This is a genomic window from Candidatus Phycosocius spiralis (assembly GCF_030158815.1).
Taxonomy (GTDB): domain Bacteria; phylum Pseudomonadota; class Alphaproteobacteria; order Caulobacterales; family Aquidulcibacteraceae; genus Aquidulcibacter; species Aquidulcibacter spiralis.
On sequence record NZ_BPFZ01000005.1, the window covers coordinates 135484 to 156755 of the forward strand.

The following is a 21272-nucleotide window of genomic DNA, read 5'->3' on the forward strand; positions in this document are numbered from 1 at the left end:
GTTGGAACGGATAAGCCCATGCCATTTTGGACCAAACTGACGCTGGCGCAAATGAACCAAGATCAATGGGAAAGCCTGTGTGATGGCTGCGGCAAATGCTGCCTCATCCGGCTGGAAGATGATGATAATGGCGAAATCCATACTACCGATGTGCATTGTCGCCTATTTGACAGCGCCACCTGTCGCTGCATCAATTATCCAGAGCGGAAAAAGCACGTTCCCGATTGCATCAAGCTGACACCCGATAAGGTGGGTCAGCTTCATTGGCTGCCGCGCACCTGTGCTTACCGATTGATCGAAGAAGGCAAGCCCTTGTTTGATTGGCATCCCTTGATCAGCGGCGATCCAAACTCTGTGCATGAAGCGGGCATCAGCGTGGCCAATCAGACTATTAATGAAGACAAGGTTCGGTTGCGCCACTTGGTCCGCCACATCAAGGTTTGGCCAGGCGAAGAAAGTGACTGATGACGTCGGCACCTCTTTCTATTGTCATCCCAACGTTGAACGCCATGCCCCGCTTGATAGGCTGCTTATCGGCTTTGGTGGAGGGCTTAAGCGCGGGGCTGGTGCGCGACGTTACAATTGTTGACGCGGGCTCAAGCGATACTACCCGGGATCTAGCACTTGATATGGGGTGCCGTGTTGTGGAATGTCCGCCAGAAGCGCGCGGTCGGGGACATCAATTGGCAATGGGCGCGCAGCATTGCCAAGGCGAATGGTTGCTATTTCTCCATGCTGACAGCTTGCTTCAAGCTGGTTGGATTGAAGCGATAGAAGCCCATATTGCACAAGCGCCAAACAAGGCCGGCTATTTTGTAATGAGCTTTGATGATGATAGTTCTGGCGCTAGGCGCACAGCTTTTTGGGCGAATTGGCGTGCCCTAAGGTTTGGGCTGCCATATGGCGATCAGGGCTTATTGATGCTGCGATCCCATTATGATGCTATTGGGGGTTATAGGGCACTTCCCCTGATGGAAGATGTTGATCTGGTACGTAAAATTGGAAAACACCATTTACGCCGTTTGCCTGCGATGGTGATTACTAGTGCGGATAAATACCGCCAAGGTGGATGGTGGCGGACCTCAATTCGGAACATGGCCTTACTTATGACCTATTTCCTCGGCGTGCAGCCAGCCCGATTCAAAGACTGGTATCGATGAGTTGTCATGTAATCATTTTTGCCAAATCGCCGCGCATGGGTATTTCAAAAACCCGTTTGGCGCGTGATATTGGTTTGGTGGCTGCCTGGCGGGTTAAGCGCTACTTAGATGCTTATACGTGCCAAGTTGCGCGCGATCCGCGCTGGACTTGTTTATTGGCCGTGGCACCGGACTGCGATGTCGAGGCAGCCTATCCCGGCGCATGGCCTGCCGAACTTGCGCGCATCAAGCAAGGAAAAGGCGATTTGGGTGAACGTATGACGCGGGCGTTGCAACGCTATAGTAGAGGCCCTGTTTGCATCATCGGTTCTGACTTGCCTGACTTGCGGGTTCAAGACTTGGCTGCCGCCTTCAAGGCTTTAAGGCGCAATGATGCCGTATTTGGGCCAGCCCAAGATGGTGGTTTTTGGTTGATTGGTCTTTCGCCCCGCGCCGCCAGACGATTTCACTGTGGCCCAGTTAGATGGTCTAGCCGCCATGCTTTAGCCGATATTCTGTCAGGGCTACCTGCGCATTGGCGGGTCGCATTTTTGCGTGAACTCGATGATGTGGATGATGGGAAAAGTTATTGGCGTTTAGCGCAGCGCTAAAGTGGGTGTGCTGGTTATCGCTACCCCAGCCGCGGATACGACATTGGCACCACCATAAGAAATATTGCTCAACATCCCCGCTTGCAATCCTGCCACGTTTTGGCGTGGATTATCTTGTGGTTCATAAGTTGGGGTCATACCACGTGCAAGTTTTTCCAGGCTTGGCGCGCGCTGACCAAAGCGGCGATGATAAATCCACATATTACTCATGACCCGCTCTGCATAAACGCGCGCTTGACCACTTGGAGCAGCCTCCATGAACATCAAAGTATCATCGCTGCCTTTGACGCTAGCACTCCAGCGTACAACATTGCCGGGGCCGGCATTATAGGCCATGAACGTGCGGGTTAGGCAGTTTGAAATCACCCCAACCGACATCATTTTTTCCAGATAAGCTTCGCCCAATGTCACGTTCAAGGTCGTGTCATTAAGCAGACGCGGATTATGGGCCAGTTCGCGCCGCCCTGTCATCCAAGCAGCTGTGCGCGGCATCACCTGCATCAGACCACGGGCACCTGCATAGGATGTGGCTTTGGTATCGAACTTAGATTCTTGTCGCATTACTGCTAAAATCACAGCGCGGTCGAGCACAAATTCCCCGCCAATCGGGCGAAACTGATCTGGGATTGGATAAAGGGCTGACAAGGCTGCGGAGGAGGATGCTTCGGCGATCTGCTTGATAGCTTTGCTTAGATTCATGTGACGGGCCAAGGCCATATAGCCTAAATCATCGTCTCCTTTGCCTCGACTCCAACTTAACAGCAGCTCTGCTTCTGCTTCGGATGTGCGACCAATTTCGTGTAAGGCAATGGCGCGGCGAACCCCAGCGTCATTGCGCACTAACCATAGTGCACGCTGAATTTCTTCTTGCGCATGGGGTACCGGCAATTGATCCCAACGGCCAAGTCGAGCTAGGGCTAATTGACCATAAAATGTAAGAGGGCTTGAGGCTGCTTGCTCTAAAAAGGCTTGCATGCTTATGGTATTGTTCAGTTTTTCCGCAGAGCGTGCTGCCCAAAATGCCCCTGCTGCCCGGGTCCAATCATCCCCAGCCTTCCAGCTTGCAGCCAAGCCGAATAAGTGCCTTGCGGTTTCAAAATCACCAAGCCTGTAGGCCGCCAATCCGCCAATCCATCCGGCTTGACCCGATTGTGGTCCATCGATCTCCGCGCGCGCCATGGCAAGCGCTGCTGCATCATCACCGGCGTAAAAGCGCGCTGCTAAAGCATCAATGCGGACCCGATGCTGTTTAGTGGCACCTGCGCCAATGGGTACGGGAATGAAACTTGGCTCGCGCAGCGCACCTATGGTGCGACGCAAAGGGACGTTTTTGGGTCGCGTTAAATTGAATAGGGTTGGAACGACGCCCATAAGGAGGGCCGCTTGCTTGACTTCCTCTTGGGCAGCCTGCGCTTTTTCATAAACAAGCTGCGCCCCGGCAACATCGCTCCAGCGTTCAAGCCATGCAGCCATGGCTGGCAGATCCGGGGGGTGATCGGGCGCTAACAAGCGCACACGTTCAAGATGGGGTCTAAGGGTTGAGTCATCAATTTTTGCCTCTAAGGCATCGAGGTCTACTCGTTCACTAGAGTTGGCGGCAGAAAAAGCCTGCCGATAGGTTTCTTGATCTTGTGGGCTTAACACTTCCGACCCATCAATGGATCCACGCAGCCCATAGGGACCTGTAGGCTTATGGGTTTGAGCATAAGCTCCCGTTGCCAGACATGTCATCCCAAGCAGGCCAACCAACCACGATGGCCGCCACATATACTGAGACCAGACAGACCAAGCCTTTGAGTTCATGATGGATAAGTTCATCTTGGATGGATTTCGTACTGAAGTCAGGTTTAGCCCCAATCAAAACCTTGATCTTGCCCAACAGAAAAAGGTGAGGGTAAGGCATTAGATCATCGATAGCTCATCAGATTTAAGGCAATTACCGTTAATGGATTATTAGCCATAAATCATGATTGATACCAATATTTGTTGCCAGTAATTGGCCTTAAATGGCAATTCCCATAGCTGATATTTTTTGTGCAAATCTCTTTAAATCTTGCCAGGCTGCGGCTTTTTCTATCGGCCGATTGAGTAAATAAGTGGGCGCAAACACGCATTGTGCATAGGTGGATGCACCTTGGGCATCCAAACCTAAGCGATAATCAAGTGTCTGTGACCGCAGTTTCATGATGCCGTCTGTGGAATTTAAGAGTGTTTGGCCCGTGAGCCCACCGACCATCAAAATCGCCTTAGGTGCTGCCAATTCGATATGGCGGACAACAAAAGGGCGACAAAGGGCAATTTCTTCTGCGGTAGGGCTGCGGTCACCGGGTGGACGCCATGGAACCAAGTTTGTCATATAACAATTGGTTGCCCGATAAAGCCCGATGCTGCCTAACATCTTATCCAGTAAACCCCCTGCAGGTCCTAAAAATGGCTTACCAGCTTCATCATCCTCACGCCCTGGGACATCACCAATTACCATAATCGAAGCGCCTTGACGTCCATCGGCAAAAACCGTGGTGCGGGCATTGGCTTTAAGCCTACAACCCTCAAAAGCGTCGAGCGCTTTATAAAGGGCGTCCATACTCGTACATGCGGCGGCAAGACGGTGGGCTTGAACCAAGGCTACTTGGGGGTGATGTGAGCCTTGGACCAGCCGGGCTGGGGTAAGATTAGGCTCTTGGCTTTGCACAATTGTTGAAGCAGTGAGGCCAGTCTCAGGGTTTCCGCCTCGAACCTTGCTGAGATCGGGAATTTCTAACCCCGCAAGTTCCCACCATTGCGCTAAAGCTAGAGCGGCACCTTGTGGGGTTAAACTTGGCCGCACTAACATCGACATTCTTATCCCCATGGCAGAACTTGCATGTAAATGGCCTTGACCTTGGTCGCTTAAGGCCCTGATAAGCAGTATCAAGGCTTTGGCAAAAGTACCAGCTTGATTTGTCCCTTATGGGTGACAATCGATGTCAGTGTAGCGAAACATCAAAGGGGGCGATAATGGCTTTGGACGCAATTGAGCGCGAATCGATGGAGTATGACATTGTGATTGTAGGGGCAGGGCCTGCTGGCTTGGCTGCCGCGATCCGTTTGAAACAAGTCAATGCTGATTTGTCTGTTGCCGTTTTGGAAAAAGGCTCTGAAGTAGGGGCTCATATTCTATCTGGCGTGGTGATTGACCCAAAAGCCCTTGATGAATTGCTACCTGATTGGCGCGAAGCATCCGATCGCCCATTATCGACACAAGTGACCAAGGATGAGCTAAAGCTGTTAGGGCAGGCAGGAGCTCTGGCCCTACCTCATGTAATTATGCCACCCTTGATGAATAATCATGGCAATTTTATAGGCTCCCTTGGCCATGTTTGTCGTTGGCTCGGGGCCAAGGCCGAAGAATTGGGCGTTGAGATTTATCCAGGCTTTGCCGGTGCTGCCCTTGTCTATGATGAGACGGGAACCGTTAAGGGTGTTCAAGTTGGCGATATGGGGGTAACCCGCGAAGGCGAGATGGGCCCTGATTTTACGCCTGGTATCAATATTCTCGCAAAATATACTTTGATTGGTGAAGGCGTGCGGGGCTCATTGGCCAAACAAATCATCGCCAAATATAGCTTGGATGAGGGCAAACAGCCGCAAAAATATGGTGTTGGCCTCAAGGAGGTTTGGCAGATCGCGCCCGAAAAGCATCGCCCGGGTCTGGTGCAACACGCCTTTGGCTGGCCGCTTGATTGGCATACGGGCGGGGGATCGTTTTTGTATCATTGGGGCGATAACTTAGTGTCGGTGGGCTATGTGGTGCATCTCAATTACAAAAACCCATGGCTTAGTCCGTTTGAAGAGTTTCAGCGCTTTAAACAACATCCAGAAGTGCGCCCAGTATTTGAAGGGGCTAAGCGCTTGTCCTATGGCGCGCGCGCCATCACCGAGGGTGGTTTACAATCTGTACCAAAACTGGCTTTCCCAGGTGGGGTTTTGATCGGATGCTCGGCAGGATTTGTAAATGTACCAAGGATAAAGGGCAGTCATAATGCGATGAAAACCGGTATGCTAGCAGCAGAAGCCGCCGCCGCAGCGATTGGTGAAGGCCGCGCTGGAGATGTGCTTGAAACCTATCAATGCGCTTATGAAAAAAGCTGGGTGTATAAGGATTTGCTGCTTGTTCGAAATGTGAAGCCTTTACTGTCGAAATTTGGTACTTTGTTAGGCTTGGCACTGGGTGGTGTGGATATGTGGTGCACCACTTTGTTTGGCGGCTGGTCGCCATTTGGTACGCAAAAGCATGGCAAAACCGATGCGCAAAGCTTGTTGCCCGCAGCTAAATGCGAAAAGATAGACTATCCAAAGCCCGATGGGGTGATTAGTTTTGACAAATTGTCGTCGGTTTTCCTATCTAATACCAATCATGAAGAAAATCAGCCGATCCACCTAAAAGTAGCTGATTTGGCGCTGCAAAAATCCAGTGAGCTCGATGTCTTTGGCGGCCCGTCCAGCCGTTATTGTCCGGCAGGGGTTTATGAATGGGTGGAGGATGGGGCCGGCCAACGATTCCAAATCAACGCACAAAACTGCGTGCATTGTAAGACCTGTGACATCAAAGACCCCAATCAGAACATCAACTGGACCACCCCACAGGGCGGGGAGGGGCCGATTTATCAGAATATGTAGGTCAAGCTCAGGGTAAATGCCGGGCTTTACTTTGATTTAGCTTTGCTATGTATAAATGCACTTGTGTGCTAGGCCATCAAGGGTCAAGTTAGGCAAGATAGGTGCGAATTGGACCTTTCCGTGATCGATCGATGCAGGATAGTGAATGTGTCTTAAAGTTAGCTTGATTGCCTATACAGTCTTGGGGGGTGCATTATGGGCATCCCCGCAACTGGCTAATGCTAGCGCACCCCCTGCGGTGGAGCGTATTCAAGAGGAGTCTCAAACAAAAGCCCTTGAACGAGAACGCACTTATGCTGGGCTATCGCTAGGTGAAGCGATACGTCAGGCATTGATCGATGGGGATTTAGACTTTGCGTTAACCACGATGGGGGCATTCGCACGTTCTACAGGCAATATGTCAACACCATTGTATTTTTCCGCCGTGCGGGCGTTTAGCCAAAAGAAGTATGACGCTGTTCTCTCCTCGTTGGAAGGCAGCGACAAAGATGATTTGCTCACCTCAGCCTTATTGACATGGACACAAGTAGCCCAAGGCCATTTAGAGACCGCTAAGGTGACATGGGATGCCTATGGTGGTAGTGGCCAGAAGCCATTTTACCAAGGCTATCGCGCTTTATTGGCAGAGTTAAGCGGTGATATTGACTTGGCACTCGCGTACTATGCGAAGGCTGCCAAACAAGGTGAATTGCTGTTTGCCAAGGATTTGGCACAACGCTATTGCATCCTACTTGCCAGAGCAGGAAATCCCGAAGAGGCCCAAAGCACTTTTGATGCCATTTTCGGTGACACTGATGAACTCAGCGGACCTGAAAGTGGTTTTCGCTCCGCTTTAGTCAAGACTGGCCTTCCAAAGCTGGAGCCCATGACACCCGCCAAAGCCCTAAGCACCCTTTTGAGCGATTATGGCGCAACCCTTCGACTATCGCGGATGTTAACGACAAGGCAGGACAGGGATGTTCAAACCAGTTCTATAACAAACCCTATAGAAGAACCTAATTATGATGCTATTTTTGTCAGCGACGCGATTGTGTTGCGTACAGCCTTAGCCATTGACCCGACTAATGTAGCCGCGCGGTTTGCGATGGCGCAATTACTTTCTTACCAGGATGAAGACGAAGCGGCGCTCAAAACCATTCAAATGATCACGGATGGACCAAAGGTGAATGAAGCCCTTTTGATGGTGGCTGACCTAGAGCTTGATCTTGAAAATCCGAAAGCTGGGCTCGCACGTTTGGAACTTGTGTCCCCACCAGATCGCGATTCAAATTGGTGGGGACTTAAAGCGGATTTATTGGCAGCGCGCGGCGATTTTGATGCCGCTTTAGAGGCCGCGCGCCAAGGTGTGGCGGTTGCACAAGACAAGGGGGAGTGGACACAAAGCGTCGCGCAATTGGCATTGGCGCAGGCCTTGTTGAATAAGGATCAGAACGCACAAGCCATAGCCATTCTGCGAACACTCATAAAAAATCTCAAACCTGACAATCTATTACGTGGCGCGGCGGGGCGGTTTTTGACCGCACAGACTGCAACTTTTGAAGAAGGCCTGCCAATTGCGCGCGAAAGCCTCAATGCTTTCGGTGCCAACGCCAAAACCCGAATATATCTTGGATCTGTTCTGGTAGATTATGCAGCTACGCGCGCCGAAGGCATTCAATTGATCCGCGATGGATTAGCTGCACTTCCTCGTTCTCCAATGGCGATGAATGCCCTTGGCTATGCATTGGTCGATTACGATATTGATCATAAAGAAGGTTTTTTACTTCTTCAAAAGGCTCATGATTTAAGGCCCAATTCGGGCACCATCACCGATTCTTTGGGTTGGGCGCATTATAAATTAGGGCTGTTAGACGAAGCGCAGCAATTGATAGAACAAGCGGTCAGACTGCGCGCAGACGCCCCCAATCCAGAGATTTATGACAATTTGGGCGATGTTTATTGGCATCAGGGAAAACGCGACAAAGCGCGCAAGATGTGGCAAAAAGCAAAGGATTTCGGGGGAAGTTTTCCCAATGCTCTTCAGTTGGATGAAAAACTAAAATCTGGACTGAAAGCCCCGGCACCTGTCAAGCAGGCCCCACCAATCTATGTTGAGCCTGGCAGTGTTTAAAGCGTTTATCAGGCACATCATCGCCTGTTTAGGTCTGATTAGCCTAACAAGTGTAGCGGTTGCCCAAACACCTACGGGATCGACAAATCTCTCAGAACCCGCGGCCAACATAGAATTGGTGCGTGCTCTCGATGTTTCGATTTTTGCCGCCACATTGGCAGGGCGTTATGGCGAGGCGACGGATAATTCCGCGCTGGCGGCGCAAGCTTGGTCTCGGGCCTATGCTCGCCAACCAAGTGATCGGGTGCTATTGCAGCGCGCCGTCCAGGCCAATGGCGAGATTGGCGACATTGGGGCGATCATCCGCCTCTCCAGACTTGCCCCAGCTGGAATTCGCCCACCCTTGGCAGTTCTGGCTTTGGCGACAGAAGCTTTTGCTCAAGGCCGCTATCACGATGTCACCCGCCTTTTGAGCAAACGTGATTTTCCCTATGGCCAAGATCTATTTGCTCAACATCTGCGTGCCTGTGCTCTGCTGGCACTAGGCCAAGTTGAGCAGGCTACAGAACTCACCAAAGTGTTGAGCGATGATGGGGATTATGATCAAGCAGCCATGATGTCGCATGCCATCCTCTTAACGCAAGCTAAAAAATATCAAGAGGCCTTAGGAATATTCCAGATGGCAAGCAAGAATGAACAGGCTACACCTTCTGGAATTCGCGCCTATACCAATCTCCTTATGTGGCAAAATCGACAAGGTGAGGCGATAGAGCTGTTGCGTCCCCTGGCGTTGGGTAGCTCGTCCAAGGCAACCCAGTTTCAAGGTACGTTAAAGGAGGCGCAAAAAGGCATAAAGGCCCAACCCCTTCGCAATCATCAAACCACAGCAACCTTGGGTCTTTTGTCCTTGGTAGAGGGGTTGGAGGTCGCGCGGCTTTCTCCCTCAAATGGAAGCGAGCTTCTCTTTTTGGTTGCTCATTTAAATCCGCAATCCCAAGAGGTTAGTTTTGCCCTAGGCCAAGCTTTGGCGGCGGGAAACAAAGCAGACTTAGCGGCCGGCTACCTCAGAAAAGTGCAACCTTCAAGCCCTGATTACGTCGCGGCCCAAATTGAGTTGACATGGATGGCTTTTTCTAAGGATCCTGAGTTTGCGCTCGATCAAGCACGTGCACTTGCGCGCACCAATCCAGCTTTTGCCACTCAAACACTCTTAGCAGATATGCTGGCCGCTAACCATCAAGATCGTGAGGCTGAAGCAACCTATGATCAACTTATTAATGAAAGTGAAGCGGCAGGGCGCACCAAGCGTGAAAACTGGCCACTCTATTTTGGGCGTGGATGCGCGCGTGAACGTCTGGGGCGATGGTCAGAAGCCTTACCCGACTTGCGGACGGCACAAGCTTCCGCCCCCAATCAACCCAATGTCCTCAATTATCTGGGATATGCGCTGGCTGATCGCGGTGAAAATTTGGATGAGGCACTTGCCTTGCTGCGCACCGCAACGCGCCTGCGTCCACGTTCAGGTGAGATTGCCGATTCTTATGGTTGGGCCCTTTATAGGATTGGTCGTTATGAAGAAGCGGCGAGTTTGTTGGAGCGGGCCGTCAGTCTGTCCCCAAATGTGAGCGAGATTACTGAGCATTTGGGGGATGTCTATTGGCGAACAAGCCGTCACATAGAAGCGCGGCTGGAATGGTCGCGCGCATATAATCAATCCACAAAGCCAGCACAAAAAAACGCGCTTGAGGTTAAGCTCTCGCAAGGCTTAACAACCGATCCAACTCAAGCCGCAGCTGAGGCAATTGCTGCCATGAGTCAGCTTGATGTGTCTGTGATTAAATATCCCCAATGACGATCAAAATCTTTGCGCCTGCCAAGCTTAACCTGACCTTGCGCGTTGGTCCCCCTGGATTTGAAGGCCGCCACACCCTCGACAGTCTGGTGTGTTTTACAACGCATGTCGGCGATGAACTCCATATTGAGCCTGATCGCCCATTATCCTTAACTGGTGAGGGACCTTTTGTTTCAGATCTTGCTTTAGATGATACCAATCTGATTTTGCAAGCTGCAAAAATCCTTGCTCATGAAGCAGACCAAAGAGTGAGGGGGGCCTTGCATGTGGTTAAAAATCTTCCATTGGCATCAGGGATTGGCGGTGGATCAGGTGACGCTGCTGCGGCCTTGATTGGACTGAACGAGGCTTGGGGTTTGGGCTATGAACGGGCACGGTTGGCGCAGCTTGGTGCCCAATTAGGGGCTGATGTTCCTGCCTGTGTCATGGGTGTACCTGTCCATATGACTGGGACTGGTGAAACACTCACCCCATTGGGAGACTTGGCCCCATGTGGCATCGTCCTCGTCAATCCCGGTATCGCTTGCCCCACCAGCCCCGTCTATCGCCACTATGACGCGCTTGGGGCTGGGCCTGAGCTTCTATCATCATCGGTGCCAAATTTGGCACACTTAGACGCACTTTTGCGCTATTTAGACGCCAACCCCAATGATTTGGAGGATGCGGCACAGGCTTTGGTGCCTGAAATCGGCGACACTTTAGAGCTTTTGGCGCAAAGCCCAGATGTACGTTTGGTGCGCATGTCGGGGTCGGGTGCTACTTGTTTTGGCCTATACAATAGCTATGAAGCTGCCCATATTGCCCATGATTTTATCGTGCGTGGGCTTGCCAATCCGCGCTTTTGGGTCAAGGCAGATCGTCTTAATGCATAAACCAAATCAAATCTGCACGGGAGCGCGCACATGCTAATTGTCCATCATCTCAATGACTCACGCTCACAACGCATTTTGTGGCTGTTGGAGGAAATGGGCACGCCCTATGAGATCAAAAAGTATCAGCGCGATCGTATAACCAATCTGGCACCACCTGAACTCAAAGCCGTTCATCCCTTGGGTAAATCGCCCATTGTGACCGATGGGTCAGAAGTTTTGGCCGAGTCTGGTATGATTATTGACGTGTTAGCGCGCCGCTATGGCTCGGACTTAGCTTTGGACGTGGCCTCGCGGCTTTATCCAGCCTATGCGCATTGGCTTCATTTTGCAGAAGGCTCTGCAATGCAGCCGTTCTTATTGTCGCTTTATACCAGTCGCTTGGGTGAGGCTGCCGCCCCTTTGCAACCGCGCATTGCCTCAGAAATCCGCAATCACTTAGCTTATATTGAAGGCCAATTGGCTGGTAAATCTTATCTTGTGGGTGATCACTTAACCGGGGCGGATATCCAAATGAGTTTTGTGGGTGAGATTGCAAAGGGCCAAGGTGCGCTCGCCCAATTGCCCAATATAAAGCACTGGCTTGAGGGCCTCCATGCCCGACCCCAGTGGCAAAAAGCACTTGAAAAAGGTGGCCCATATCGGTTTGCGTGAGGGAATACCCATTCAAGGGTAGTTGCCCACGAAGCAGACTGAAGGGGATATTTGAAACCAATCGCTTATCGTGGACCAGGCCCCAAGGTGCGATCGAAAAAGTTCATGATGGTCAATTGCACATGTTTGGCGCGGGCTTTTTCACGGATCCCGTGCTTTTGCCCTGGATACACCATAGCCTCAAAGGGAATGGCGGCTGCTTGAAGCCTGTCGAATGCGGCGGTGGAATGATCAAAGGTCACATTGTCGTCAGCCATGCCATGCAAGATCAATAAAGGCCGCTTCACGTTCTTGAGGTTTGGCAAGACGCTGGATCGGGCATAGGCTTCAGCATCTCCTTGCGGCGTGCCCATATAGCGCTCGGTATAATGGGTATCATATAAAGCCCAGTCCGTGACCGGGGCACCAGAGGCATAGGCATTATAGGCATCTGGCGCTTCGGTCGCCAAGCGCAACGTCATATAGCCCCCGTAAGACCAGCCCCAGACCCCAATGCGATCCTGATCGATAAAGGGTTGTGTTTTCAAAAAGGCCAAGCCCGCCAATTGATCTTCAATTTCTGGACCACCTAGTTTGCGGCTGATCGCGCGTTCAAAGCTACTTCCGCGATTGGGGGTGCCGCGGTTATCGATACGAAACACAATATAGCCGCGTGCCGCTTGCATTTGGTCGGTATTGCTTCCCCAATTGCGCTGGACCACCTGAACGCCGGGTCCACCATAGACATAAACAATGACTGGCCATTTCTTGCTTGCGTCAAATTGAGCGGGCAGGTGCATGGACCAGTTTAAAGGATCGCCTGAAGGGCCTATTAATGTGCCAAAACGCATTCCAGCACGGCTGGCAAGATAGGGCCACCATGGATGGGATGGAGAGAGTTTATTTTCTTCTATCCAGCGAATAAGGCGGCCATTAGTGTCAAAAAGGCCTAAGCGTGGCGGTGTAGCCGGGTCCGAATAGGTGCCTAAAAAGGCTTTCGCATTTTTGGCCATCGAAACCGACCATGCCCCACCTGCAGATGTAATCTCTGTGACTTTTCCAAGCTTATGCAATGGGGCACTATAGAGGCGTTGTTCTAAGCTATCGTCCTTATTCGACATGAAAAATACACGCCCACTGGCTTCATCAACGCCGCTGATCTGATTGACCGGCCATTTTCCTGCCGTAAGCACTTCAACGCGGGAGCCATCGCGGCTTCGCCGTTCTATGTGTCGCCATCCTGTGCGCTCACTGGTCCATAGAAAATCGCCTGACATCAAGGGAGTAAAATCATGTGTCAGACTTATCCAGTTGGGATCGGATTCGGTTAGAATGACTTTGGATTGCCCCGTTGACGGATTGACCATCAAAAGATCAAGTCGGGTTTGGCTGCGATTTTGGCGCTGCACATAAAGGGTCCCGCCATCTTTGGACCAGTCTACGCGCGCAACATAAATATCCTTATCGGTACCAAGGTCAATTGGGACGCTTTGATCTGTTTTGAAATCATATATAAACAGAGTTACCTGTGCATTTGCGGCACCGGCACGGGGATAGCGCTGATCCACAATTTGGGTGCTTGAAGCCCCGATTTCCAAGCGCTGCACGATCGCAACCTTGGTTTCATCGACTTTGGCAAACACGATCTTTAGATCATTGGGGGCCCACCAATAACCGGTATCTCGGTCCATTTCTTCCTGGGCGATAAACTCGGCCATGCCATAGGTGATAGCTTCATGACCATGTGGGGAGACGGCTTTTTCTTGACCATTGGCCAAATTCATCACAATCAAGCTGGCATCACGGATGAATGATACATAACCGCCTTGCGGCGATATTTGTGCGTCAGTCTCAAATTGCGGGGTCTGCGTCAGTCGGCGAGGGATTTGAGGCGTGTCTAAAGAAACATAATAAATATCACCGCCTAGAGGAGCTAAGATCGCCTGCCCCTTCTGGTCCCAATCATAAGATATAAGGCCGCGCGATCCGGCCATGCGTTGACGCTCACGCCGAGCTTTCTCGACATCGGATAATTCCCCTTCATCAGGAACAAGTGCTTTGGAATCGATGAGTTGAAAAGCCTTTCCGCCCTCAACTGGCGCTGCCCATAGATCTAAGCGAAGAAAGTCTTGGTCATTAGGGCGCAACCAAGTGACCAATTTGGCGTCGGGGGAAAATTTGGCCGCGCGCGGCACCGGGCCGTTTAGGGCTGGATCCTCAAACAAGCGGTCTAGGTTAAGGCTGGCACTCGAAGTTGGCGTCGCTGTTTGGTTAGGACTGGCGGCACTTTGAGCGAAGGCAATGCTGGGTGCCAAGCCTATCAAAAAAGCGCTCATCAAGAACGGGGCAACAGCCAAAATCCGCATTTGGACTTGGCGCGAAATCGGTGTGGGGTGCGTGGTTAAAGCCATACCCCAATCTGACCAAGCTTTAGCGATTGGGCAAGTCTTTGTGGTGCAACGCCCAGACACGTAACGCACTGGCTAGCGGCCTAGTTGCACGAATTGTATCAATATCGCTAATCAGGCCAGCCAAGGATTGTTGACGTTGACTCGCTTGGAGCTCCAACGCTGCCCAAAACTCAGGCTCTAATGCAACGCTGGTCGCATGTCCGCGAAGGGAAAGTGACCGTTTAACCAGGCTCATGACTTCTATGATTTAGGTTTTAGGTGTTGCGCACGGGATTGGGCTCTAGCAAGGCTTTTTTCAGTTGCGGTTTTCTCAAACTGGGGATGCCAAAATGCTAGTCGGTTTACTGCAGCTTTGATGCTATGTTCAAGACGCGATTGCTTGTTACGAATGAGTTTGCGATTGATTAAGTCGGCCATTAACACTACTCCTATTTGCCAACAAACATACCAAGTTGCCAAAAGTTTAACGGCTAACTAGGTACAAGCCCATATATTTAGCCTCACATATCAGCCAATGGTTTGTAAAAACCTAAACGGTGACGCCCAACCGTTTCAAGGCATCTTTGGCTAGAGCTGTTTGCTTATTATAATATGCAACGCTTCCAGCACTGGATTTGTTGGAATTCATGGCCGCCTTTATGGCATTTTGTTTGCGCAACTCTACTTGGGTAGGGTCGTTGGAAATCTCACGATAACCAATCCGAATGCGGCGCATCACCCCTTCAAATGAATCAGCCAAAGCTGCCGCCTTGGCTTTATCTGAAACATCGACCTCTGTTGGGATTTCCATAGCGATGATTGGGGGTGGATCATTGACCGATTTTGTCCCGGCTTTCGCAGGGCGAGCAATGGCAACCCCAGGCTCGAGACCCAATTGGGTTAAAGCATCTGCAACACCTGCAGTAGCCTTAAGTTCAATCTGAATACGCGCTTTAGGTGTGATCGCAATGCTTTCTACACCTTTGAGAGAACGCGCTTCAGCAGTGCCGTTGCTCATGATGATGCGATTGAGTTTAGCAGCGAGCGAGCGAAAAGTTTCCCCCTGATCGATGGTGATTTTGGTTTCCTTTTTGCCATTGATAATGATGCTGAATTGATCGCCAGCCCGCAAACCTGTCTTATCTGTCAAGGTCTCGCCTTCACCGTAGGCGATCGTACCTTGTGGGATGCCCATGGCTTCTAAACTTTTAGAAACACCATCTGAAAGTGCAATGGAAATCGGCGTGGTTGTTAATTGCTCTACCTTTTTATTGAAAGCCTCTGTCCCGGTTTCAGCATCCAAACCAACCACAGCGCTTGTTTTGGTCTTGCCCTCAGAATCTGTGTCAATGACAGTGCTTACATAGGCAACTTTGCCCCCCCCCGTTGTTAAGGCGCGGATTGGTTCACCACTGGTTTCTTTGGTATAGAGGACAGCTTCTGTCGATAGATTCATAGCCACGAGTTTATTGGCAACGCCACCTGTTTCCCTTGCTCCAGCTAGAAAAATCCGGCCACTTGAATCGGTGGCAACATGAGTGATGTATGACAGATTGCTAGAACTTAAATTGCTTGTCGTCCCACTCTCATCTCCAGTATTTACGTCAAATTTACTCATACGTGGTCCGTCACTCTGGTTCCAGATCGCGACAGCCTTACCATCTTGAAGCACTAAACCGGCGGGTGTGTCATCGCCTTCTGAGCCTAAAGACTTGGTGAAGCGAACTTTGCCATCCGTACCAATCGCCTGTAAAAAAACATCTTTTCCACCCTTGGCAAGAGCACCACCATATTCATATGTCGTCGTGCCCATGATATAGACGCTACCATCGTCCCCAACTTTGACTTGAGTAGCTTTGTCATCGCCCATGGCACCTTGTTGGTGATACCATTTGTCCTTCCCATCGGCATCAAAGGCTGCCACAAAAGTGTCCATCTTATCACCGGTTGTTGTTACTAACCTGTCTGCTTTGCCAGTAACTGCTCCTGCAACTGCAATGGTACCATCGGCACCAACGGCAACAGAAAACCCTTGTGCCGGTGCGGCTGAACCCAATGATCTAGTCCAAGCAACCTCCCCAGTCGTCGTATATTTAATCAGAACAACATCGCTGGTACTTTTAGGGGTTTGTCCGTTGGTTTTAGCTGTAGCATCCGCAATAACATAGAGGGAACCGTCCGGGCCGACAACAGAAGCCCGGGCGCTAGCGGTCTTATCTTTAGATGCCGAACTTGCAGCTAGATCTGTGTTAAATTGGGTCTTACCACTTGTGCCAGTCAGGTCTGTTAACCGGCTGATGAGGCTTTGGATTGAGCTGCTAACCACTTTACCTTTTTCGATCACATCAGCATTTTTCCCGCCTGCCACATAAAGTGCGGTTTGTGTGTCGCCGCTAACAGCATCAAACGACACCTTTTCCAAGGAACCCAAAGTGATACGTAGGCGCTGCTCGATCGTGGGTTCGCCTCCCGTGGTTTTGGAAGGCACTTTGGTTTCAACGCGCGATAAGCGGGTTTCAACTTTTTCATTTTCCAACTTCTTATTAATAAAGCTTGCGACATTGGTAATGGTGCGTTTGGTGTCCCCCATTTCAGCGAGGTCGATATTAATGGTCTTTACAATTGGAGTGTTGCTATTGGCATTTAATGTGACCGTGATCTTAAATTTGCGGTCACCCTCAAATCCCTCGGGGACAACATTTTCATCTCCCTTTGCTAAGGTCTTGGTATCAATTTGGGTAACACCCTTGGCAAGTCCTTCGCTTTCATGCTTGGCCAGACGGCGCCCGCCAATTAACAAGGCACCCTCCAGCTTAGTTCCCCGGACATAGGCTTCAAGTTCCGCAAGACCCTTTTCAATTCGTTCTTGGATTTTTTTTCGTGTTTCTGCACTGATCCCGTCCTTGGCAGCGGCATCAGCCAGGGCTTTCAATTTTTGGGTTGCATTATGCAAGACAAATAGGTCTTTATCATTTGCGTCTGTTATCCCTGATCCAGGCCCTTTTCCTAAATTGGGATCAACCAATTTCGATGATTTGAGGGCGTCAGCAGCAATTTTCGGCAAAGAGGGTGTAGGGACGCGCGTATCCCATGGGGCTAAACGCCTAGGGTCAGGCTTAGTATTGACCGGGGTCGTCCCTCCCGCGCCTGCGCTCAACAGCGTAGATAGGTCAATGGTTTGAATATCATTAAGGGTATTGTTGCTGGTGAACAATCCGGCATTGTATAAATTTACGTTGGTCATATTGATTGCCACGTGATTTGTTCCCATTGTTAAGCGCTAATTGACGGAACATTCTATACCAAAACCATAAATTTATAATGTAAATATCAATGCAATTGGTTAATGGTAGCTTAACAGTTGGGATGTCCATCCGTCAAATGGATTCGCCCAATAACCAATCATTGCTTGTATTTGAGAATTATTCGCATATACTAAATCCATGACCCTTTCTCGATCCTTACATGGACTGGAAGCTGGGGCGCAATTGGCGCTCCATGCAATGCGACGTGCCGCTGGATCATCGGTTTTCCGTTGCCCCGTCACGGCAGAACGGTTGGAAAGTGCACGTGCTGCGATGCGCACCTTGGCTGAAATGTTATTGGCGCGTGGGCGGTCTTTACGTTTGGGTGATTTGGGTGATTTGATGCCATCTCCAGATGAGCGCACTTTGTTGAATGCTTTAGCTGCCGCTCAATGTGACGATGAAGCGGCACTGGTAGCCGCTTTGCGGTGGCTTGCTGGGTGCGAGCCTAATCTAGAAATGATGCAGATCACAAAAGTTGCCGCCTTATCTTTCGCGCAAGCTGGCTGGACTTGGGAGACAACCCAAGCCCCACGCACCCCTGAACCACCCTTTGGCATCAGTCCCGTGCGGGCGGTTATCTGAAATGCCTTTTTGTAACCATGTATCCAAAATTGCTTCTTGGGGATGAAGTAGGCAAGGAGGAAGTGGGCCATTTTAAGCTAAAAGCTCTCTGCCATTTGGTGAGGCGCTTTCAGATGCAAAACTGCATCGCTGCAGAATGAAAAACTAATGCAGCCACCATTTTTTCATAGCCTTCAAGACAGACTTCCCACTTTAAGTGTGCTCGCACGGTGAAGAGATATACAAACTACTAAAGGGGCGTATTCAGATCTCTGATGTCTCTAGGAATTTGGGCCTAACAAATTCATATGGCATCGCGTCATTTTTTTTTGCAAAACCAAACATCTAATTGACTTTTACTCCGGGGGGCGGTGTCTCGGTATGACCCGTGAAACCATTAAAGCTCAGCTCTTGAGTCTCTGGCATGGCGGTGATCTGAACCGTTTCACCATCCTTGATCGCGCCAGATAGAATAAGCCGGGCTAGGGGGTCTTGCACGTCTTTTTGGATAACGCGTTTGAGTGGTCGGGCCCCATAAGCGGGCTCATATCCCTTATTGGCCAACCAGGTTTTGGCCGCATCATCAAGTTTAATCTTGATATCTCGCGAAGCCAGCAAAGCTTCTAATCGGCTAAGCTGGATCGGAACAATCCGGTCCATTTCGGCGCGTCCTAAGCGGTGGAACAAGATGATCTCATCGATCCGATTGATGAATTCAGGGCGGAAATTGGCACGCACTGCTTCCATTACCAAGGGACGTACCGCTTCTACATCTTCCCCATCTTCTTGTTCGGCCAAATAATGGCTGCCCAAATTAGAGGTCATGACTAAAATAACGTTCTTAAAGTCAACAGTACGGCCTTGGCCATCGGTTAAGCGGCCATCGTCGAGAACTTGTAGCAAGACATTGAATACATCGGGATGGGCTTTTTCGATTTCATCAAACAAAACAACTTGATAAGGCCGCCTCCGCACTGCTTCGGTCAAGGCCCCCCCTTCATCATAACCAACATAGCCTGGAGGGGCCCCAATCAAGCGGCTTACCGAGTGTTTTTCCATATATTCGGACATATCCATGCGCGTCACCGCGCTATCATCGTCAAATAGGAATAAGGCGAGGGATTTGGTCAGCTCGGTTTTACCGACCCCAGTTGGGCCCAAAAACAAAAATGACCCTATCGGCTTGTTGGGGTCTTGTAAGCCGGCGCGGGAGCGGCGGACAGCGTCTGATACGGCCTTAAGGGCTTCCTCTTGACCGACCACACGCTGGCGCAATGTATCTTCCATCCCTAAAAGTTTTTCGCGCTCACCCTCCAGCATGCGCTCAACCGGCACACCAGTCCAACGCGCCACCACAGCTGCGATTTGTTCCGCGTCGACGACTTCATGGACCATGCTTTCACTTGAGGATTCAGCGTCTTTAAGTGCCCTTTCAAGGTTTGGGATGGTGCCGTATTGCAACTCACCAGCCTTAGCATAGTCGCCTCGCCTTGTAGCCTCAGCCAATTCTAGATTCAGTTTTTCGAGTTCTTCTTTGAGTTTTGTGGAATCAGCCAGCTTAGCTTTCTCTGCGCGCCAAGTTTCGGACATGGTTTCAGATTTTTCTTGCAAAGTCACAATTTCATCTTCAATCCGCGCAAGTCGCTCAACAGATGCTGGGTCTTTTTCCTTGCCTAACGCACTGGCTTCAATGCGCAATTGTAACAAGCGACGGTCAATTTCGTCTAATTCTTCAGGCTTACTATCCACTTGCATGCGAAGCCTTGCTGAGGCTTCATCCATCAAATCAATGGCTTTATCGGGCAAGAAGCGGTCGGCAATATAGCGTTTAGACAATGTAGCAGCCCCAACAATGGCGGCATCAGAAATGCGTACCCCGTGATGGACTTCATATTTTTCCTTTAAGCCTCGTAAGATAGAGATTGTATCTTCAACACTGGGCTCATCCACAAAGACTGGCTGGAAGCGGCGGGCCAAGGCAGGGTCTTTTTCAACATGCTTGCGGTATTCATCCAGTGTTGTTGCGCCAATGCAGCGCAATTGCCCGCGCGATAAAGCAGGTTTTAGCAGGTTGGAGGCATCCATAGAGCCCTCTGATTTTCCAGCCCCGACCAAAGTGTGCATTTCATCGATAAAAAGCACAATACCACCATTGGCCGCTTCCACTTCTGTTAAGACAGCTTTCAGGCGCTCTTCAAACTCACCACGAAATTTCGCACCAGCAATCAAAGCCCCCATATCAAGGCTCATCAGTTTTTTGTCTTTAAGACTTTCAGGAACATCGCCATTAACGATGCGCAGTGCTAGACCTTCAGCAATGGCGGTTTTACCAACACCGGGTTCCCCAATCAAAACGGGGTTGTTTTTGGTGCGCCGCGAGAGAACTTGTACGCAACGACGGATCTCATCATCGCGTCCGATTACTGGGTCTAATTTGCCATCGCGCGCCGCTTGGGTTAGGTCGCGGGCGTATTTTTTTAAGGCTTCATAATGATCGTCGGCGTTGGCCGTATCGGCGGTACGCCCGCTACGCATCATGCCAATTGCACTATTGAGCGAGGTTGGGGTGACACCTGAAGCTTTCAGTGCTTCACACGCTTTGGTTCCACGAGCTGTGGAAACAGCGAGAAGTAGCCATTCAGCGGCCACAAAACTATCGCCAGCTTTGTTGGCTGCTTCCTCACTACCTTGAAGAATGCGCACGGTTTCAGGGGGCATGTAGATTTTATCGTCTCCACCCTCCACAGTGGGAATGCCCGCCACTGCCACTTCGGTGGCAAGCTTGGCTTCATCTGGGCGCCCGCCAGCAGAGCGAATGAGCCCAGCGGCCAATTGCTTTTCGTCATCGAGGAGTGCTTTGAGCAAATGCTCGGGCGTGAAATACTGGTGCTTGCGTTTGATGGCCTCCATCTGGCCAGCTTGGACAATGGTACGCGCACGGTCTGTAAATTTATCTAGGTTCATGCTGGGAAGGCCCTTAATACGAAATTTCTACTCTCAGTTAGGTGTGGCCTTTAGGTCACACAAGGGGTCGAGTCGGATGAGAGTTCCTATTTCTTTTTCACGTCGGAGTGGCCGATAAACGCGCATAATAAATCTATCAAATAAGTGTCATTGCACAGTCATCGCAACATGTCAGTTTTCTTCTCTTTCGTATTATCCCAAGATAGAGCATAAAATGCTTAACATGCACCCTATGC

Annotated in this window: 15 protein-coding genes; 9 read left to right on the top strand and 6 right to left on the bottom strand. The window is 50.6% G+C overall.

Features of this window, described 5'->3' with window-relative positions; genetic code table 11:
- Positions 1-18: 18 nt before the first annotated feature.
- From PsB1_RS05600 to PsB1_RS05610, 3 genes are read left to right on the top strand one after another with little or no spacing between them, the layout of a single operon-like run.
- Positions 19-465, top strand: a complete 447-nt coding sequence (locus PsB1_RS05600) for a YcgN family cysteine cluster protein (protein WP_284359640.1) — start codon at positions 19-21, stop codon at positions 463-465.
- Positions 465-1160 (top strand): TIGR04283 family arsenosugar biosynthesis glycosyltransferase, encoded by a 696-nt coding sequence (locus PsB1_RS05605; RefSeq protein WP_284359641.1) that lies wholly within the window; start codon positions 465-467, stop codon positions 1158-1160. Before PsB1_RS05600 ends, PsB1_RS05605 begins: the two co-directional genes overlap by 1 nt.
- Positions 1157-1750, top strand: a complete 594-nt coding sequence (locus PsB1_RS05610) for a TIGR04282 family arsenosugar biosynthesis glycosyltransferase (protein WP_284359642.1) — start codon at positions 1157-1159, stop codon at positions 1748-1750. The genes PsB1_RS05605 and PsB1_RS05610 overlap by 4 nt, the downstream gene beginning before the upstream one ends.
- Here PsB1_RS05610 and PsB1_RS05615 read toward each other — a convergent pair.
- Complete coding sequence (locus tag PsB1_RS05615; protein ID WP_284359643.1) at positions 1736-3481, bottom strand: lytic transglycosylase domain-containing protein; 1746 nt, start codon at positions 3479-3481, stop codon at positions 1736-1738. The two genes, PsB1_RS05610 and PsB1_RS05615, sit on opposite strands and share 15 nt — an antisense overlap.
- Positions 3482-3752: 271 nt before the next feature.
- Positions 3753-4589 (bottom strand): uracil-DNA glycosylase, encoded by an 837-nt coding sequence (locus PsB1_RS05620; RefSeq protein ID WP_284359647.1) that lies wholly within the window; start codon positions 4587-4589, stop codon positions 3753-3755.
- A gap of 158 nt (positions 4590-4747) precedes the next feature.
- On the opposite strand from PsB1_RS05620, the gene PsB1_RS05625 reads away from it, so the two are divergent.
- The 5 genes from PsB1_RS05625 (at position 4748) to PsB1_RS05645 (ending at position 11834) form a co-directional block, all read left to right on the top strand.
- Entirely contained in the window at positions 4748-6409 is a 1662-nt protein-coding gene (locus tag PsB1_RS05625; protein WP_284359648.1) for an electron transfer flavoprotein-ubiquinone oxidoreductase, read from the top strand.
- A 145-nt stretch (positions 6410-6554) separates the two neighbouring features.
- The gene (locus tag PsB1_RS05630; RefSeq protein WP_284359649.1) at positions 6555-8519 is read left to right on the top strand and encodes a tetratricopeptide repeat protein; all 1965 of its coding nucleotides are present in this window, start codon (positions 6555-6557) and stop codon (positions 8517-8519) included.
- Positions 8512-10311, top strand: a complete 1800-nt coding sequence (locus tag PsB1_RS05635) for a tetratricopeptide repeat protein (protein WP_284359650.1) — start codon at positions 8512-8514, stop codon at positions 10309-10311. Before PsB1_RS05630 ends, PsB1_RS05635 begins: the two co-directional genes overlap by 8 nt.
- Positions 10308-11183 (top strand): 4-(cytidine 5'-diphospho)-2-C-methyl-D-erythritol kinase, encoded by an 876-nt coding sequence (locus PsB1_RS05640; RefSeq protein WP_284359651.1) that lies wholly within the window; start codon positions 10308-10310, stop codon positions 11181-11183. The genes PsB1_RS05635 and PsB1_RS05640 overlap by 4 nt, the downstream gene beginning before the upstream one ends.
- 30 nt (positions 11184-11213) lie before the next feature.
- Positions 11214-11834 (top strand): glutathione S-transferase family protein, encoded by a 621-nt coding sequence (locus tag PsB1_RS05645; RefSeq protein WP_284359652.1) that lies wholly within the window; start codon positions 11214-11216, stop codon positions 11832-11834.
- Positions 11835-11899: 65 nt separating this feature from the next.
- Here the strand turns inward: PsB1_RS05645 and PsB1_RS05650 are convergent, their stop codons facing one another.
- From PsB1_RS05650 to PsB1_RS05660, 3 genes are all read right to left on the bottom strand, one after another.
- Complete coding sequence (locus PsB1_RS05650; protein WP_284359653.1) at positions 11900-14224, bottom strand: S9 family peptidase; 2325 nt, start codon at positions 14222-14224, stop codon at positions 11900-11902.
- A 19-nt stretch (positions 14225-14243) separates the two neighbouring features.
- A complete protein-coding gene (locus PsB1_RS05655; RefSeq protein WP_284359654.1) occupies positions 14244-14459 on the bottom strand; it encodes a ribbon-helix-helix domain-containing protein in 216 nt (71 codons plus the stop codon).
- A gap of 294 nt (positions 14460-14753) precedes the next feature.
- The gene (locus PsB1_RS05660; RefSeq protein WP_284359656.1) at positions 14754-17447 is read right to left on the bottom strand and encodes a hypothetical protein; all 2694 of its coding nucleotides are present in this window, start codon (positions 17445-17447) and stop codon (positions 14754-14756) included.
- Between the two features lie 199 nt (positions 17448-17646).
- Between PsB1_RS05660 and PsB1_RS05665 the strand changes: the two genes are divergently transcribed.
- Positions 17647-18093 (top strand): hypothetical protein, encoded by a 447-nt coding sequence (locus PsB1_RS05665; protein ID WP_284359657.1) that lies wholly within the window; start codon positions 17647-17649, stop codon positions 18091-18093.
- Positions 18094-18417: 324 nt separating this feature from the next.
- Here PsB1_RS05665 and clpB read toward each other — a convergent pair whose 3' ends face one another.
- The gene (gene clpB / locus PsB1_RS05670) at positions 18418-21036 is read right to left on the bottom strand and encodes an ATP-dependent chaperone ClpB (RefSeq protein WP_284359658.1); all 2619 of its coding nucleotides are present in this window, start codon (positions 21034-21036) and stop codon (positions 18418-18420) included.
- Positions 21037-21272: the final 236 nt, after the last annotated feature.